The following is a 17,545-nucleotide window of genomic DNA, read 5'->3' on the forward strand; positions in this document are numbered from 1 at the left end:
TACAGATTAACAGAATTTGCCTGGCGGCTTTAGCGCGGTGGTCCCACCTGACCCCATGCCGAACTCAGAAGTGAAACGCCGTAGCGCCGATGGTAGTGTGGGGTCTCCCCATGTGAGAGTAGGGAACTGCCAGGCATCAAACAAGTAAAGAGGCCATCCGAAAGGATGGCCTTTTTGCGTTTATACGCTGCACAAACTGATCCCCCATCACCCTGCTTATACGGTAAACTACCTGCGTTTTTGCATCAGGATAGCGTTTATGAACCACTCCCTTAAGCCCTGGAATACCTTTGGCATTCAACGCAATGCCAATCAAATTGTACGTGCCGATACTGCACAGCAGCTGCTGGATGCATGGCAAAACGCGACAGAAAATAACGAACCCGTACTGATTCTGGGCGAAGGAAGTAATGTCCTGTTTCTCGATGATTTTGCGGGAACGGTGATCGTTAACCGCATCATGGGAATTGATGTGGAAGAGCGTGCCGACAGCTGGCACGTGCACGTGGGTGCCGGAGAAAACTGGCATCATCTGGTGCAATTTACCCTCGAAAAAGGGATGCCGGGTCTGGAAAACCTTGCGCTTATTCCAGGCTGCGCCGGATCGTCACCTATTCAAAACATCGGCGCCTACGGCATCGAACTGAAACATGTTTGTGAATATGTCGACTGCATCGAACTGGCGACCGGAACGGCTAAGCGTTTAACGGCAGAACAGTGCCGTTTCGGCTATCGTGACAGTATCTTCAAACATGAATATCAGGATCGCTACGTGATTGTCGCCGTGGGCCTGCGCCTGTCGAAGAACTGGCAGCCGGTGTTGACCTACGGGGATTTAACGCGTCTCGATCCGGCGACCGTTACCGCCCGCGACGTTTTTGACTCGGTTTGCCATATGCGGATGACCAAGCTTCCCGATCCAAAAGTAAACGGAAATGCAGGAAGCTTCTTCAAAAACCCGGTTATCAGCAGCGAAAATGCAAAAGTCTTTCTTGAAGGATGGCCAGCGGCGCCACATTACCCTCAGGCGGACGGCAGCGTGAAGCTGGCCGCGGGGTGGCTCATCGATCAATGCCAGCTAAAAGGCACTTCAGTAGGCGGTGCCGCCGTTCACCAACAGCAGGCCCTGGTGCTGATTAACCAGCGCGATGCGACCAGCGACGATGTGGTACAGCTGGCTCACTACGTTCGCCAGCGTGTGGGCGAAAAGTTTAACGTCTGGCTGGAGCCAGAAGTCCGCTTCATTGGTCGCACAGGTGAAGTCAACGCTGTGGAGACTATCGCATGAAGGACAATACGGTCCCGTTAACCCTGATTGGTATCCTGGCGGACGGTGAATTTCATTCCGGCGAGCAGCTGGGTGAACAGCTGGGCATGAGCCGCGCCGCCATTAACAAGCACATCCAGACGCTCCGTGACTGGGGTGTGGATGTATTTACGGTTCCCGGAAAAGGCTACAGCCTGCCGGAGCCGATTCAGTTGCTGAATGAAGACGCGATCCGCAGCCAGATTGGACACGGCAATGTTGCGGTGCTGCCGGTGATTGATTCGACGAACCAGTATCTGCTTGATCGTCTGCCTGAGCTGAAATCCGGTGATGCCTGCGTTGCTGAATATCAACAGGCCGGTCGCGGCCGTCGTGGCCGCAAATGGTTTTCACCCTTTGGTGCTAACCTCTATCTGTCCATGTACTGGCGACTCGATCAGGGCCCGGCCGCTGCCATTGGCCTGAGTCTGGTCATCGGCATCGTCATGGCGGAAGTGCTGCACGATCTGGGGGCTGATAAAGTACGCGTAAAATGGCCAAATGACCTCTACCTCAACGATCGTAAACTTGCCGGGATTCTGGTCGAACTGACGGGAAAAACGGGCGATGCGGCGCAAATCGTCATTGGCGCAGGCCTCAATATGGTGATGCGCAATGTCCAAAATGATGTGGTGAACCAGGCCTGGACTAACCTCCAGGAGGCGGGGATCGTCATCGATCGTAACACCCTTGCCGTACGTATGATTAAAGAGCTGCGCAGCTCGCTCACGCTTTTTGAGCAGGAAGGGCTGGCACCGTTCCTGTCTCGTTGGGAAAAGTTGGATAACTTCATCAACCGCCCGGTGAAATTGCTGATCGGTGATAAAGAGATCTACGGGACTTCCCGCGGTATTGACGCTCAGGGCGCGCTGCTTCTGGAACAGGATGGCGTGATCAAACCCTGGATGGGCGGTGAGATTTCCCTGCGAAGTGCCGAATAACCGGATGGAGTGAACGATGCGAAAACCCGTCTGCGCGACGCTGGCCGTCATGATGAGTCTGCTGTTCTCACCCCTCTCTCAGGCGGGTCAGGCCTGGGAGAGTTACAAGGCGCGCTTTTTCAAACCGGAAGGCCGCATTGTCGATACCGGCAATGGCGGCGTGTCGCATACGGAAGGTCAGGGCTTTGCCATGCTGATGGCAGTGGCCAACGACGATAAAGCCACGTTCGATAAGCTCTGGCAATGGACAAACCGTGAGTTGAAGAACAAAGAGAACGGACTGTTTTACTGGCGCTATAACCCCGCAGAGTCCAACCCGATCGCCGACAAAAACAACGCTGCCGATGGCGATGTGCTGATTGCCTGGGCGCTGCTTAAAGCCGATGCCCGCTGGCATGACAAACGCTACAGCGCTGCATCGGATGCTATTACAAAAGCGCTGGTCGCCCATAGCGTCATCCGCTATGCGGGTTACCGCGTGATGCTGCCCGGCGTCCAGGGATTTAAGCTTGACGGTGAAGTGGTCCTTAATCCTTCCTATTTTGTGTTTCCGGCCTGGCAGGCCTTCGCCGGACGCAGTCATTTGCCGGTCTGGCGCGATTTGATTAAGGACGGGGAACGCCTGCTGGGGAAAATGGGCTCGGGTAAAGCGAACCTGCCCACTGACTGGGTTTCACTGACATCAGGTGGCAAGCTGGCTCCCGCTAAAGGCTGGCCGCCGCGAATGAGCTATGACGCGATTCGTACTCCGCTGTACGTTGCCTGGTCTGATAAACAAAGCCCTCTACTGACGCCGTGGAAGGCCTGGTTCGGTCAGTTCCCCCGGGAACAAACGCCCGCCTGGGTTAACGTCACGACTAACGAATATGCGCCCTACATGATGGAAGGTGGTCTGCTGGCGGTTAGGGATTTAACGATGGGACAGTCTTCCGGAGAACCCGAAATCACGTCTAAGGACGACTACTATTCGGCAAGTCTGAAAATGCTGGTGTGGATTTCAGAGCAATAATAACGCACCGACTATCCCCTCTCCCCAATGGGGAGAGGGGTAAATCAGCTACTGTGGATACGGTACCCAATCCCCGCCGTTCAGGCGAACGTACGGTTTGTTCTGATACTGAATCACCACCGCGTTGGCGTTCTCCGAGACTTCTGCCGTTTGCGGCAGTTTGCTGGTGAGCTGGTCCCAGTTCACGCTATCTTCCACAAAGAGTTTCCCGTCAACGGCGCGGGCAACCAGTTCTGAGATTGCCAGATAGCTGGTTGGCTGCGTAATCTCTATTGGTGCGCCCTGATGCGGTGCCTTCATACCAAAGAATTTAATGCCTGCAGGTACGTTGGTGATGGACGGGCTTGGGATATCACGCAGACCTGACACCTGCATTCTGTCACCTTTCAGCGCACCACCGTGCTCAGGCACCACAACCACCATCACTTTACGGCCTGATTTTTCCAGCTCCGTGAAGAACGCGTCCAGCTCGTCGAAGAACTTCTGCGCACGCACTTTATAATCTGCCGTTTTGCTCACGCCCGGGAAATGGTTACCGTCGTGGAGCGGCAGGGTATTAAAGAACGTCGCGCTGCGTGGATTACTGTCTTTTTCGATGGTCTGCAGCCAGCGTTGCAGGACGGCGGTATCGTCATAGACGGGCGAGCCGTCGAAGCCCAGCAGAGAGACAGGAAGACCGGTTTGGTCCATCAGCGGTGACTGCATACCACCCTGTTCGCGCACCTCTTTCAGGAAGTTACCGAACTGACCGTTATGTCCCAGCATCAGATGCTGCGTAAAGCCCAGCTTGGCGAGGTTATCGAACAGATAACACTGGTTGCCGGCGGGTTGATACAGATTCTTATGCGATGTCTGACCGCAGCTTGCACGCAGGAGGCGGATGGCCGCCGGGCCGCTGTACGAGGTGGCAGAGTTGAAATCTTTAAACTGAATGTCGAAATGAGACCACAGCGGATGAGACATCAAACCGGCTGCATCCACGTCTGCCCAGGAGAGAGAGCAGATGTTGATCACCAGCAGTTCAAACGGCTGAGCATCCGCCGGCAGCGCATCCGGGAATTTCGTCTGTCGCTTGTCTTCCGCGGTATAGAAACTGGAGAGCCAGGCGTTCAGGTTGGTTGAGGTCGGCGGTGCTGTCTGGGTTGGGATATCACCCACCACTGGCGTATCGCCTGCCGTGGTGACGGTGGCCGCCGCGCTTCCCCCGGTGGTGGTCACCGTGGTGGTCGGTTGACCGGCAGGCCACAGCGAAAAGTTTGGCCCAGCCAGGGTCAGCACGTTAAGCCAGATCATAATCGCGACGACAAACACCGTGACGCGGATCCACTGTGACAGGAACAGCCAGGCAACCAGCAGCACAAATACCGCGCCTATCATCTGCCAGTTAATAAACCGCTCGGTCAGATCGAGGACATAGCTGGCGCTAAAGCCCGCCACCTGGGACCCCTGGCTCATAATGCTGTCCGGCCCCGGTAGCCAGGTATCATGCCAGAACAGCGCAAAGCCGACGGGGATGGCAACCCAGTGACGTAAGCGATGCAGCCTGATATTTGGCAGCGGCATCAGCAGGAAGGCCATAAACACGAGGTTGAGTAGAGGATGGAAATTCAGATAGCCTGCCCAAAGCAGACCAAACTTCACCAGAAAGTAGAAGTTCCAGCCGGAAAGGCCGCGCCAGTATTGCCAGAGCGGCGAGGGTGACGAAGCGGTATAGGTAGAATTAGTCATGTTTTCGGTCTGCCTTGACGTGTGATGCCCGTGTCAGTGTTCCGGCTGGTTTTACATAGCGAGGTTTTATAAATAGCACTCTGGCCGTATCACGGATACGGCGTATGGAATGACGCGCATAGTAGCCAAGCGGGAAAAAGATCAGCGCACAGAATATAACCAGTTGAATAATATCGCTGATATTCATGATGATGCGTTCTCCGCGTTGTCTGTTAATAAGCGAAGGGGTTCCGGCACCCGACGCCAGACGTGTCCATCATGTCTGGCATTGAGGATCGGTTTGGCATCGCTCTTGATAGCGAGCGGTTTAACCCATTGTTCAGGCTGAAGCGCACGCATCTGCACCAGCTCCGCGCTGATCGTATTATCTTCGAACCAAATCATACGGTTCGAGAAAATATCCCCGGTAGGCAGAGGGAAGATGTGGTTAAGCGCCGTATCGAGATCGTTTACCCGGCAGAAGGACAAAAACAGCACCAGGCGATTGTCGCCAATGGTCATGATGTCCCCTGTACGGTTCGGGCGGCATAAGGTAAGCGCCTGTTCAACACGGATACCCGGAACAGGGCGCAGGGCAACCATAACCCCTTTTCCGTCTGCAGGAAGAAGCGTATTGCTCATCATGTTGCCGACGGCGTCGCAGAAGGTATCCCATTTTTGGTATCCGCGCAGCTTCATCGGCTGCGTCATGGAGAGCAGCGTAGAAATGTCTTCCGGTACATGGCGGCTAAACTGCTGACCCTGAACGCTTTCGATAAGCGTCAGGCAGCGTGACAGCGGCGCGTTCCAGGGGATAACCATATTGGCGCCGCAACCCAGAAGCAGACGCTCATCGGTGGCGCGCAGGCTGGTATTGTTTTCGCGTACGATGATTTTTAACGCACTGCCGCGCTGGCGGCGTAAGGTGTGGATTTGCCTTGCCAGCGTCTCAATCTGGTTATTCTGCATCAGCGAGAAAATAATCGTTGCCGCCTGGGTTGTGCGCGCTTCATGGAAGAGGGCTTCGTTAGATTCAAACAGTGACCAGTTTTCCGACAGGGCAGGTGCTCCCTCTAAAACCGCGATATGGCTCAGAATGCGTTTTTCATCACTGCGCGGTTGCACCACGGTTTCTTCCTGCTGTGCCAGGTGCCACTTACCCTCGATGTGTTTCAGCGTAAGTTGTTGCCTGGCGCTCACGCCTTTTTCATTACACCAGAATGCAATATCGTAGAGATAGCTTCCCGCCTGGTCACGAACGCTTGCCAGACCGAACAGGGAGCGATATTCACCCATTAAAAGTGAGAATAGCTTGTCATTATTACTGCCGGGATTGACTATCAATAGCGTGCAATTTTGAAATTTTGCCCATTTATTGATTTTTTCCAGCCACGGCAGCAGTTTTTCAGAAGGGATATTTTGCAGGACGTTATTTGCGCATTTAAGGATCACTAAATAGTGATCCGGATCAATAGTGCACTGAACGTCGCGGGACAAAAAGTATAGACTATCGGCATCCGATGTCATGGAAAATAATCGCACCGTCTGAGGCCCGCAATCGTTTTCCAGCGTGATAATTTTCTTCGGATCTTCGCCCATGCTAATGACGGCCACGCGGGAATCCTTATCCTGGGCAGCAATTGTCTGGTTTACCAGACTGATAGCATCTTCATTTCGGTCCGTATTAATCCACCAGACTCCTCCGACTGGCATGTGGCTCAATTCGTCCCATAATGACTGGATGCCAATAGAAAATATGGAGTCCACGGTGTCCCTCTTTTCGTCTAATTTATCTGTATCTCAGTTTACTAGCGAAAGCGTAGAAATAAACCTAACATTGAAATTAAAGAACATCAGATTTAGCATGTAAATGAAATTTGTCAGGGCAGGAAGCCCCGCAACTTCTTTAGCGTGCGATTTTCCTCAAAGGGATGGAAAAAGAATGGATAATAACGAACCCGGAACCCCAGTCGATTCGACCCTGGGTTACACATTCCAAAACGATTTTCTGGCGCTGACGCAGGCCTTTTCTTTACCTGAAATAGATTACACCGATATTTCCCAGCGGGAACAGTTGGCCGCGGCTATTAAACGCTGGCCGTTATTAGCTGAATTCGCCCATCAACATTAAGGGAGCCATTGATGGCCATACTCGGATTACAGGGTGTCCGTGGCGGTGTGGGTACCACATCTGTTACCGCGGCGCTGGCGTGGTCATTACAGCTTTTAGGTGAATCGGTGCTGGTTATTGACGCCTGCGCCGATAATTTGCTGCGTATGTCGTTTAACGTCGATTTTACTCGCGAAGAGGGCTGGGCCCGGGCGCTGCTCGACGATAAAGACTGGCAGGATGCAGGGATGCGCTATACCTCCCAGCTCGATCTGCTGCCGTTTGGTCAACTGACCACCACGGAGCGCGAGAATGAAGCCGCGTATCAGCGTCTGTTTTCGCAGTTCACGCTGGCGCTGCAGACCCTGAAAGAAAAGGGGCACTACAAGTGGATCCTGCTGGATCTGCCGCACGGCGCCGGCACGCTGACCCGACAGCTTATTGCCCAGTGCGATCATGTCCTCTCGATCGTCAACGTCGATGCGAACTGCCATATCCGCCTGCATCAGCAGGGGCTACCTCAAAATGGCCATATCCTGATTAACGATTTGCGCATTGGCAGCCAGATCCAGGACGATCTGTATCAGGTCTGGCTGCAGAGCCAGCGCCGCCTGCTTCCCATTGTCATCCATCGTGATGAGGGCATGGCGGAATGCCTTGCGTCGAAGCAACCGCTCGGCGAATACCGTAGCGATTCACTGGCGGCAGAAGAGATCCTGACGCTGGCTAACTGGTGTCTGCTGAACTTCGCCAACAGGGCGGAGCATGCAGGGAGTGATGTATGAGTCGTCTCGCCAGCTGGTTACTCATCCCACCGGTCAGTTCGCGTTTGAGCGAACATTACCGGCATTTTCGCCGTCACGGCGCGTCGGCATTCAGCGCCGCGCTCGGCTGTTTCTGGATGATTCTGGCCTGGATGTTTATTCCACTCGAACACCCGCGCTGGCAGCGCATACGTGCCCGGCACAGCGAATTGTATCCGCACATTAATCCTGACCGTCCGCGTCCACTGGATCCGGCGCGTTATCTCATTCAGGCCATCTGGCTGGTGGCGACCTCATCCCGCGCGGAGACAAAAACGCCGCACTGGCGCAGTTTCTCCCGCGTGCAGCAGCTACGTGAACGCTACCACCAGTGGCTGGATAAACTGCCCAACAGCGTCAGCGATAAGACCAGCCATCTGGATAACCATAAAGAGCTCGGGCATCTCCACCCGGGCTTGCGGCGTTTTATCCTCGGTGTGATCGTTGTGTTCTCGCTCATTCTGGCGCTGGTCTGTATTACGCAACCTTTCAACCCTCTGGCGCAGTTCACCTTCCTGATCCTGCTGTGGGGCGTGGCGCTGCTGGTCCGCCGTATTCCGGGCCGTTTCTCGGCGCTGATGCTGATTGTGTTGTCGTTGACCGTCTCCTGTCGCTACATCTGGTGGCGTTATACCTCGACGCTGAACTGGGACGACCCGGTGAGTCTGGTGTGCGGCCTGGTGCTGCTGTTTGCTGAAACCTATGCCTGGATTGTGCTGGTGCTGGGCTATTTCCAGGTGATTTGGCCGCTCAACCGCCAGCCGGTTCCGCTGCCAAAGGACACCACCCAGTGGCCAACCGTCGATCTCTTCGTGCCGACCTACAACGAAGACCTGAGCGTGGTGAAGAACACCATCTATGCCGCGCTGGGCATCGACTGGCCGAAAGATAAGCTCAAGGTCTGGATCCTGGATGACGGCAACCGTCCGGCGTTCCGCCAGTTCGCAGAGGAGGTCGGCGTCGAGTACATCGCCCGTCCGACGCACGAACATGCTAAAGCCGGGAACATCAACAACGCGTTGAAGTATGCCACCGGGGAGTTTGTCTCGATCTTTGACTGCGACCACGTGCCGACGCGCTCGTTCCTGCAGATGACCATGGGCTGGTTCCTGAAGGAGAAAGAGCTGGCGATGATGCAGACGCCGCACCACTTCTTCTCGCCGGACCCGTTTGAACGTAACCTTGGCCGTTTCCGTAAAACCCCGAACGAAGGCACGCTGTTCTATGGCCTGGTGCAGGACGGAAACGACATGTGGGATGCCACCTTCTTCTGCGGCTCCTGTGCGGTTATCCGCCGTAAACCGCTGGATGAAATTGGTGGTATCGCCGTCGAAACGGTCACCGAAGATGCGCACACCTCGCTGCGCCTGCACCGTCGTGGCTACACCTCAGCCTATATGCGTATTCCGCAGGCTGCCGGTCTGGCAACGGAGTCACTGTCGGCGCACATTGGCCAGCGTATTCGCTGGGCGCGCGGGATGGTGCAGATTTTCCGTCTCGATAACCCACTGATAGGGAAAGGGCTCAAGCTGGCGCAGCGTCTCTGCTACGTCAACGCCATGTTCCACTTCTTATCCGGTATTCCGCGGCTGATCTTCCTGACCGCGCCGCTGGCGTTCCTGCTCCTTCACGCTTATATCATCTACGCCCCGGCACTGATGATTGCGCTGTTTGTTCTGCCGCACATGATCCACGCGAGCCTGACGAACTCGAAGATACAGGGTAAATACCGCCACTCCTTCTGGAGTGAAATCTACGAAACGGTGCTGGCCTGGTACATCGCACCGCCGACGATGGTGGCGCTGATTAACCCGCATAAAGGGAAATTCAACGTCACCGCAAAGGGCGGCCTGGTGGAAGAAGAGTACGTCGACTGGGTGATCTCCCGTCCGTATATCTTCCTGGTACTGCTGAATATCGTTGGCGTCATCGCCGGTATCTGGCGTTATTTCTACGGCCCGGAAAACGAAATCCTGACCGTCTTCGTGAGTATGGCCTGGGTCTTCTACAACCTGATTATCCTCGGCGGCGCGGTGGCGGTGTCGGTGGAAAGCAAACAGGTTCGTCGTGCGCATCGCGTTGAAATCTGCATGCCTGCGGCGATCGCCCGTGAAGATGGCCATCTCTTCTCCTGTACCGTGCACGACTTCTCTGACGGCGGTCTGGGGATCAAAATCAACGGCCAGGCGAAGGTGCTGGAAGGGCAGAAAGTTAACCTGCTGCTTAAGCGCGGTCAGCAGGAGTATGTCTTCCCGACGCAGGTTGTTCGCGTGGCGGGCAATGAAGTCGGTCTGCAGCTCATGCCGTTGACCAAAAAGCAGCATATCGATTTTGTGCAGTGTACGTTTGCCCGCGCGGATACGTGGGCTCTCTGGCAGGACAGCTTCCCGGAAGATAAACCTCTGGAAAGCCTGCTGGATATTCTGAAGCTGGGGTTCCGTGGCTATCGTCACCTTGCAGAATTTGCCCCGTCGTCGGTGAAATTAATTTTCCGGTCACTTACTTCGCTGGTTTCCTGGGTCGTGTCGTTCATTCCTCGTCGTCCTGAGCGGGATGAGGCGAAGCAGGCGGACCCGGTTATGGCTCAACAATGATGATAACGCGATGAAAACAAAACTTTCCTGGTTATGTGCAGTGGCAATGGGGATGAATGTCCTCCCCGCAACAATGGCTAACGCCGCTCCTGGTAATGCAGCGGCAACGCCTGCGCCAACGGTACCTGTCGTCGCGCAAGCAACCGATCCGGTTGTCACTGCGGCACCGGGTCAAACAGAAAACATCATGCCGAACCAGCCAACGGAGGGGAACACCCTGCCGGCAGACGGTCAGGTCATCGGGCAGGTGATGCCGGGCGTCCGGGGGGCGAATGCGCCCGTCGTCGCAGACAATGCGCCGTCACGGGACGTGAAGCTGACCTTCGCGCAAATTGCGCCGCCTCCGGGCAGCATGGTGCTGCGCGGCATCAACCCTAACGGCGGCATTGAATTTGGCATGCGCAGCGATGAGGTCGTCTCTAATGCGGTGCTGAACCTTGAGTACACCCCGTCGCCGTCGCTGCTGCCGACCCAGTCTCAGCTGAAGGTCTACCTGAATGATGAGCTGATGGACGTCCTGCCGGTCACGAAAGAGCAGCTGGGCAAGAAAACCCAGGCTCAGGTGCCGATCAACCCGCTGTTCATCACCGACTTTAACCGTATCCGTCTGGAATTTGTCGGTCACTACCGCGATGTCTGCGAAAACCCGGCCAGCAACACGCTGTGGATGGACGTCGGGCGTAACTCCTCGCTGCAGCTGACCTACCAGTCGCTGGCGTTGAAAAACGATCTTTCGGCCTTCCCGGTTCCGTTCTTCGATCCGCGTGATAACCGTCCGCTCACGTTGCCGATGGTGTTTGCCTCTTCCCCGGACGTGACCGAGCAGCTGGCGGCCACCATCGTGGCGTCCTGGTTTGGTTCACGCGCGGGCTGGCGCGGCCAGAGCTTCCCGGCGATGTATGACAAGCTGCCGGACAGAAATGCCATTGTGTTTGCGACCAACGCGAAACGCCCGGCCTTCCTGCGCGATCATCCGGACGTCAAAGCGCCGACCGTTGAGATGATAAGCCATCCGGAAAACCCGTACGTGAAGCTGCTGGTGGTCTTTGGTCGTGATGATAAAGATCTGGTGCAGGCAGCAAAAGCCATTGCCCAGGGCAACGTCCTGTTCCGCGGCAACAGCGTGGTGGTTGATGACGTCAAACCGCTGCTGGCGCGTAAACCGTATGATGCGCCAAACTGGGTGCGTACCGACCGTGCGGTAACCTTTGGCGAGCTGAAAACCTATGAAGAACAGCTGCAGGCGACGGGGCTTGAGCCAGCGCCGATTAGCCTGTCGCTGAATCTGCCGCCGGATCTGTACCTGTTACGTACCAACGGCATTGATATCAATCTGAACTACCGCTATACCGCGCCAGCCACCAAAGACAGCTCGCGCATGGATATCAGCCTGAATAACCAGTTCCTGCAATCCTTCAGCCTGCAAAGCACGCAGGATACGAACCGCCTGATGCTTCGCCTGCCGGTGCTGCAGGGGCTGCTGGACGGTAAAACGGATGTTTCCATTCCGGCACTGAAGCTGGGTGCGATAAACCAGCTGCGCTTTGACTTCCAGTACATGAACCCGATGCCTGGCGGCTCGGCGGAAAACTGCATCACCTTCCAGCCGGTTCAGAACCACGTGGTGATTGGCGATGAGTCGACCATCGACTTCTCGAAGTACTATCACTTCCTGGCGATGCCGGACCTGCGCGCGTTTGCTAACGCGGGCTTCCCGTTCAGCCGCATGGCCGATCTCTCTGAGTCCATTGTGGTGATGCCAAAAGCGCCAAACGAAGGGCAGGTCACGACTCTGCTGGACACCATGGCGACCGTTGGGGGACAAACAGGATTACCGGCGATTAACGTCACGTTGACGGACGATGGCAGCCAGATTCAGAACAAAGACGCTGACATCATGGTGATCGGTACCATTCCGGATAAGCTAAAGGATGACAAACGTATCGATCTGCTGGTGAAAGCGGCCCAGTCCTGGGTTAACACGCCGCTGCGCCAGACCGAGTTCCCGAGCATTATGCCGGATGTGAACGACCGTCAGGCCAGCGCGCAGACGACGGTAACGTCTCAGGGGGCGATGGCCGCAGTGGTGGGCTTCCAGTCCCCATACAACGAACAGCGCAGCGTGGTGGCTCTCCTTGCGGACAGCCCGCGCGGGTATGAACTCCTCAATACGGCCATGAACGACAGCGGTAAACGTGCCGCGATGTTTGGTTCCGTGTCGGTGATCCGTGAGTCCGGCGTCAATAGCCTGCGCGTGGGCGATGTGTACTACGTGGGCCATCTGCCGTGGTTTGAACGCCTGTGGTATGCGCTGGCTAACCATCCGGTGCTGCTCGCCATCCTGGCTGCGGTCAGCGTGGTCTTGCTGGCATGGGTGCTGTGGCGTCTGCTGCGTATCATCAGCCGTCGTCGTCTGAACCCGGATGAGTAAGATGTAATGAAAGCCATTCGCTGGTGTGCATTAGCAGCGGTGATGCTGGCGGCGCTTCCTCTTCGCGCCGCCTGTACCTGGCCTGCCTGGGAGCAGTTTAAAAAGGACTACATCAGTGAGGGCGGGCGTGTCATTGATCCCAGTGACACGCGCAAAATTACGACCTCGGAAGGGCAAAGCTACGCCCTGTTCTTTGCCCTGGCGGCGAACGATCGCAACGCGTTTGACCAGCTGCTGACGTGGACGCGCGATAATCTTGCCAGCGGCGATCTCAACGACCATCTGCCTGCCTGGCTATGGGGTCAGAAGGATAAAGAAACGTGGGCGGTGATTGATACCAACTCCGCCTCTGACGCCGATGTCTGGATCGCCTGGTCACTGCTCGAAGCGGGTCGGCTGTGGAAACATCCGGACTATACCCGCACGGGTAAAGCGTTGCTGAAACGCATTGTCAGCGAGGAAGTGGTGAAAGTGCCGGGACTCGGCGCAATGCTGCTTCCCGGTAAAGTCGGTTTTGCCGATGAACAGGTCTGGCGCTTTAACCCCAGTTATCTTCCTCCGCAGTTAGCGAGTTATTTCACGCGCTTTGGTTCCCCGTGGACCCAGCTTCGTGAAACCAATCTGCGCCTGCTGCAGGAGAGTGCGCCGAAAGGCTTTTCGCCGGACTGGGTGCAGTATCAGAAACACAAAGGCTGGCGGTTACAGCAGGATAAGGCGCTGGTGGGCGGCTACGACGCCATCCGCGTGTATCTCTGGGTGGGCATGATGAGTGACAACGATCCTCAGAAAGCCCGGCTGCTGACGCGCTTCCAGCCGATGGCGGCAAAGACTATGAAACGGGGTGTGCCGCCGGAGAAAGTGGATGTGGCGACGGGGAAACGCACCGGGAATGGCCCGGTCGGGTTCTCTGCCGCCATGCTGCCGTTTTTACAACAGCGTGATGCCCAGGCGGTTCAGCGCCAGCGCGTTGCGGACCATTTTCCCGATAACAATGCCTATTACAGCTACGTGCTGACTCTCTTTGGGCAAGGATGGGATCAGCATCGTTTTCGCTTCACCGCAAAAGGTGAATTAATACCGGATTGGGGCCAGGAATGCGCAAGTTCACAGTAAATCTACTCACTTTATCGCTTGGCCTGGCACTGATGCCGCTGGCTGAAGCCGCCAACTCTCCGCAGCAGAAACAGCTGCTGGAACAGGTTCGGCTGGGCGAATCGACACAGCGTGAGGATTTGGTTCGTCAGTCGCTTTATCGTCTGGAGCTGATTGACCCGAACAACCCTGACGTCATTGCCGCACGCTTTCGCTACCTGCTGCGCCAGGGCGATAACGCCGGTGCGCAAAAAGAGCTGGATCGTCTGAAAGGTATCGCGCCGGGCTCGAGTGCGTACCAGTCATCACGCAACACGATGCTGCTTTCTACCCCGGATGGCCGCCAGCAGCTCCAGCAGGCGCGACTGCTCGCCACCACGGGACACACGCAGGAGGCGATTGCCGCCTATGACAAGCTGTTTGACGGCAACCCGCCGGGCGGCGACGTGGCCACGGAATACTGGAACGTCGTGGCGAAAGACCCTGCTCGCCGAAATGCAGCCATTAACCAGCTCAAGAAAATAAACAGCAGCAGCCCCGGAAATACGCAGCTGCAGGCGACTCTGTCCCAGCTTTTGTTCCAGAGCGGACGCCGTGATGAAGGCTTTGCGATATTGCAGGAGATGGCCAAATCCACCAATGGCCGTAACCAGGCGTCTGATATGTGGTATGACCAAATCAAAGGTCAGCCTGCCAGCAGCGCCAGCGTCAGCGCGCTGCAAAAATACCTGAGCGTATTCAGCGACGGGGATAGCGTCGCGGCGGCGCGTGCCCAGCTTGAAGCGCAGCAAAAACAGCTCGCCGATCCGGCGTTCCGCGCGAAAGCGGAAGGGCTGGCGGCGGTGGATGCCGGGCAGGGGAGTAAGGCGGTGGCGGAGCTGCAAAAAGCCGTCAGCGCCAACCATGCCGACAGTGAGGCGGTGGGGGCCCTTGGACAGGCGTATTCTCAGAAGGGCGACCGCGCCCGCGCGGTGGCACAGTTTGAAAAGGCGATTGCCCTCGATCCCCAGAGCGATAACCGGGGTAAATGGGACAGTCTTCTGAAGGTTAACCGCTACTGGTTGCTGATCCAGCAGGGCGATGCGGCGCTGAAGGCGAATAACCCGGCGCAGGCGGAGCGTTACTATCAGCAGGCACGCGGTATCGACAATACCGACAGCTATGCCGTGCTGGGGCTGGGCGACGCCGCCGCGGCACGTAAAGATAACGACGCGGCGGAACGTTATTATCGCCAGGCGCTGCGGATGGACAGCGGCAACAGCAATGCGGTTCGCGGCCTGGCCAATATTTACCGCGCGCAGTCGCCGGAGAAGGCCTCGCAGTTTATCCAGTCTCTCTCCGCCAGCCAGCGCCGAAGCATAGACGATATTGAACGTAGCCTGACCAACGAACAGCTCTCCGCCCAGGCCGAACAGCTTGAGAACCAGGGGAAATACGCGCAGGCAGCAGACATTCAGCGTCGTCGTCTGGCGCTCTCTCCCGGCGACGTGTGGATAACTTATCGTCTCTCGCGCGATCTCTACAGCGCGGGTCAGCGCAGCCAGGCGGATACCCTGATGCGTCAGCTTGCCAGCCAGAAACCGTCCGATCCGGATCAGGTGTACGCCAACGGGCTCTATCTTTCCGGAAACGATCAGGACCGCGCCGCGCTGGCGCATCTGGATACGCTGCCGCGCAGCCAGTGGAACGGCAATATTCAGGAACTTGCCGACCGCCTGCAAAGCAACCAGGTGCTGGAAACCGCCAACCGTCTGCGCGACAGCGGCAAAGAGCAGGACGCAGAGAATCTTCTTCGCCAGCAGCCGACCTCCACCCGTATCGACCTCACGCTGGCGGACTGGGCACAGCAGCGTGGCGATCTGGACTCGGCGAAAACGACGTACAATGCCGTCCTGCAGCGTGAACCGCAGAACGAAGACGCGATCCTCGGCCTGACCGAGATTTACAGCGCGCAGGGTAACAAAGATGCCGCGCGCGCAGAGCTGGCGAAACTGCCCGCCGCGCAAAACGGCCAGCCGCTGTCGCTCAACATGCAGCGCCGGATCGCGATGGCGCAGGCGGGCCTGGGCGATTCCGCTGCCGCAGAACAGACCTTCAATAAAATCATTCCGCAGGCTAAATCGCAGCCCGGCTCCATGGAAAACGCGCTGGTGCTGCGTGATGCCGCGCGTTTCCAGGCGCAGAACGGGCAGCCTCAGCAGGCGCTGGAAACCTATAAAGATGCGATGGTATCGACAGGTATCACCACGACGCGTCCGGCTGACAACGACAGTTTCACCCGTCTGACGCGTAACGATGAAAAGGATGACTGGCTGAAGCGCGGCGTGCGCAGCGATGCCGGTGACCTGTATCGTCAGCAGGATGTTAACGTCACGCTGCAGCACGACTACTGGGGCTCCAGCGGCACGGGCGGTTATTCCGACCTGAAAGCGCATACCACTATGCTACAGGTGGATGCCCCGCTCTCAGATGGGCGCATGTTCTTCAGAAGCGATCTGGTCAACATGGACGCCGGTTCATTTGATAGCAAGAACGGGACTTACGACCCTAAATGGGGAACCTGCTACGAAACGCCGTGTAGCGGCAACACCCATCAGTCCGACAATGGCGCGAGCGTCGCCGTCGGCTGGCAGAATAAGACCTGGGCGATGGATATTGGCACCACGCCAATGGGCTTTGACGTTGTCGACGTGGTGGGCGGCATCAGCTACAGCAGCGATCTGGGGCCCATCGGCTATACCGTTAACGCCCATCGCCGCCCAATCTCCAGCTCTCTGCTGGCCTTCGGCGGGCAAAAAGATACCAATACCGGCACCACCTGGGGCGGCGTACGCGCCACCGGTGGCGGCGTAAGTATGAGCTATGACAAAGGGGAAGCGAACGGCGTCTGGTCAAGCCTGAACGCGGAAACGCTGACGGGTAAAAATGTGGAGGATAACTGGCGCGTCCGCTGGATGACGGGTTACTACTACAAGCTCATTAATAAAAACAATGAGCGTCTGACGGTCGGCGTCTCCAATATGCTCTGGCACTACGACAAAGACCTGAGTGGTTATACCCTGGGTCAGGGCGGCTACTACAGTCCGCAGGAGTATGTCTCCTTCGCGCTGCCGGTGACCTGGCGTAAACGCACGGAGAACTGGTCCTGGGAGCTGGGTGGCTCGGTGTCCTGGTCCCACTCCAAAACCAAAGACGAGCTGCGCTACCCGATTCAGAATCTGATCCCGACCGATGAGCCAGACCGCTATACCGACCGGGGCGCGATGGAAACCGGCAGCAGTTCTTCCGGTACGGGTTATACCGCACGGGCCATTATCGAACGCCGCGTAACGTCCAACTGGTTTGTGGGCATGGGCGTGGATATTCAGGAAGCGAAAGACTATACCCCAAGCCACGCGCTGATCTATGTGCGCTACTCTGCTGCAGGCTGGCAGGGCGATATGGACTTACCGCCGCAGCCGCTCATCCCGTACGCGGACTGGTAATCGGATTTTCCTTAATCCATTTGTAAGTCTCTCTTAATAGCGCGGCAATCGGGTATACTCAGGCGCG

At 56.7% G+C, this 17,545-nt stretch carries 12 protein-coding genes and 1 rRNA gene; 10 read left to right on the plus strand and 3 right to left on the minus strand.

All coding sequences use genetic code 11. The features are described 5' to 3' along the window. Positions 1–19: 19 nt before the first annotated feature. From rrf to AC0TN7_RS02010, 4 genes are all read left to right on the plus strand, one after another. Positions 20–135 (plus strand): 5S ribosomal RNA (gene rrf / locus AC0TN7_RS01995). Between the two features lie 124 nt (positions 136–259). Beyond that, entirely contained in the window at positions 260–1,288 is a 1,029-nt protein-coding gene (murB, locus tag AC0TN7_RS02000; protein WP_032648206.1) for a UDP-N-acetylmuramate dehydrogenase, read from the plus strand. Further along, positions 1,285–2,247 carry a bifunctional biotin--[acetyl-CoA-carboxylase] ligase/biotin operon repressor BirA gene (gene birA / locus AC0TN7_RS02005; protein ID WP_048992968.1) on the plus strand — a complete coding sequence of 321 codons (963 nt, stop codon included), beginning with the start codon at positions 1,285–1,287 and terminating at the stop codon, positions 2,245–2,247. Before murB ends, birA begins: the two co-directional genes overlap by 4 nt. A 16-nt stretch (positions 2,248–2,263) precedes the next feature. Continuing rightward, positions 2,264–3,256 carry a family 8 glycosyl hydrolase gene (locus AC0TN7_RS02010; protein ID WP_473701795.1) on the plus strand — a complete coding sequence of 331 codons (993 nt, stop codon included), beginning with the start codon at positions 2,264–2,266 and terminating at the stop codon, positions 3,254–3,256. Between the two features lie 48 nt (positions 3,257–3,304). On the opposite strand, the gene bcsG is transcribed toward AC0TN7_RS02010, so the two are convergent. Genes bcsG through bcsE form a run of 3 tightly spaced genes read right to left on the minus strand, consistent with a single transcriptional unit; the run spans position 3,305 to position 6,730 of the window. Continuing rightward, positions 3,305–4,984 carry a cellulose biosynthesis protein BcsG gene (gene bcsG / locus AC0TN7_RS02015; protein ID WP_024908821.1) on the minus strand — a complete coding sequence of 560 codons (1,680 nt, stop codon included), beginning with the start codon at positions 4,982–4,984 and terminating at the stop codon, positions 3,305–3,307. Further along, positions 4,977–5,174 (minus strand): cellulose biosynthesis protein BcsF, encoded by a 198-nt coding sequence (gene bcsF, locus AC0TN7_RS02020; RefSeq protein ID WP_024908822.1) that lies wholly within the window; start codon positions 5,172–5,174, stop codon positions 4,977–4,979. The genes bcsG and bcsF overlap by 8 nt, the downstream gene beginning before the upstream one ends. Further along, positions 5,168–6,730, minus strand: a complete 1,563-nt coding sequence (bcsE, locus tag AC0TN7_RS02025) for a cellulose biosynthesis c-di-GMP-binding protein BcsE (protein ID WP_024908823.1) — start codon at positions 6,728–6,730, stop codon at positions 5,168–5,170. The genes bcsF and bcsE overlap by 7 nt, the downstream gene beginning before the upstream one ends. 175 nt (positions 6,731–6,905) lie before the next feature. On the opposite strand from bcsE, the gene bcsR reads away from it, so the two are divergent. Genes bcsR through bcsC form a run of 6 tightly spaced genes read left to right on the plus strand, consistent with a single transcriptional unit; the run spans position 6,906 to position 17,478 of the window. Beyond that, a complete protein-coding gene (bcsR, locus tag AC0TN7_RS02030; RefSeq protein WP_024908824.1) occupies positions 6,906–7,094 on the plus strand; it encodes a cellulose biosynthesis protein BcsR in 189 nt (62 codons plus the stop codon). 11 nt (positions 7,095–7,105) lie between these two features. Further along, complete coding sequence (gene bcsQ / locus AC0TN7_RS02035; RefSeq protein WP_024908825.1) at positions 7,106–7,858, plus strand: cellulose biosynthesis protein BcsQ; 753 nt, start codon at positions 7,106–7,108, stop codon at positions 7,856–7,858. Beyond that, a complete protein-coding gene (gene bcsA, locus AC0TN7_RS02040) occupies positions 7,855–10,470 on the plus strand; it encodes a UDP-forming cellulose synthase catalytic subunit (protein ID WP_032648216.1) in 2,616 nt (871 codons plus the stop codon). The genes bcsQ and bcsA overlap by 4 nt, the downstream gene beginning before the upstream one ends. Before the next feature lie 10 nt (positions 10,471–10,480). Continuing rightward, entirely contained in the window at positions 10,481–12,901 is a 2,421-nt protein-coding gene (gene bcsB / locus AC0TN7_RS02045; protein ID WP_148769158.1) for a cellulose biosynthesis cyclic di-GMP-binding regulatory protein BcsB, read from the plus strand. 6 nt (positions 12,902–12,907) lie between these two features. After that, the gene (bcsZ, locus tag AC0TN7_RS02050) at positions 12,908–14,014 is read left to right on the plus strand and encodes a cellulose synthase complex periplasmic endoglucanase BcsZ (protein ID WP_417928021.1); all 1,107 of its coding nucleotides are present in this window, start codon (positions 12,908–12,910) and stop codon (positions 14,012–14,014) included. Beyond that, positions 13,996–17,478 (plus strand): cellulose synthase complex outer membrane protein BcsC, encoded by a 3,483-nt coding sequence (gene bcsC / locus AC0TN7_RS02055; RefSeq protein ID WP_248273308.1) that lies wholly within the window; start codon positions 13,996–13,998, stop codon positions 17,476–17,478. Before bcsZ ends, bcsC begins: the two co-directional genes overlap by 19 nt. The last annotated feature ends 67 nt before the right edge of the window (positions 17,479–17,545 follow it).

The organism is Enterobacter sp. PL_is511, assembly GCF_055816065.1.

Excerpts from the sequence above, each read along its gene's own strand:
- bcsR (WP_024908824.1), top strand. The coding sequence starts at position 6,906 with ATGGATAATAACGAACCCGGAACCCCAGTCGATTCGACCCTGGGTTAC.
- AC0TN7_RS02010 (WP_473701795.1), top strand. The coding sequence starts at position 2,264 with ATGCGAAAACCCGTCTGCGCGACGCTGGCCGTCATGATGAGTCTGCTG.
- bcsA (WP_032648216.1), top strand. The coding sequence starts at position 7,855 with ATGAGTCGTCTCGCCAGCTGGTTACTCATCCCACCGGTCAGTTCGCGT.
- bcsZ (WP_417928021.1), top strand. The coding sequence starts at position 12,908 with ATGAAAGCCATTCGCTGGTGTGCATTAGCAGCGGTGATGCTGGCGGCG.
- bcsC (WP_248273308.1), top strand. The coding sequence starts at position 13,996 with ATGCGCAAGTTCACAGTAAATCTACTCACTTTATCGCTTGGCCTGGCA.
- bcsG (WP_024908821.1), bottom strand. The coding sequence starts at position 4,984 with ATGACTAATTCTACCTATACCGCTTCGTCACCCTCGCCGCTCTGGCAA.
- bcsB (WP_148769158.1), top strand. The coding sequence starts at position 10,481 with ATGAAAACAAAACTTTCCTGGTTATGTGCAGTGGCAATGGGGATGAAT.
- birA (WP_048992968.1), top strand. The coding sequence starts at position 1,285 with ATGAAGGACAATACGGTCCCGTTAACCCTGATTGGTATCCTGGCGGAC.
- murB (WP_032648206.1), top strand. The coding sequence starts at position 260 with ATGAACCACTCCCTTAAGCCCTGGAATACCTTTGGCATTCAACGCAAT.
- bcsQ (WP_024908825.1), top strand. The coding sequence starts at position 7,106 with ATGGCCATACTCGGATTACAGGGTGTCCGTGGCGGTGTGGGTACCACA.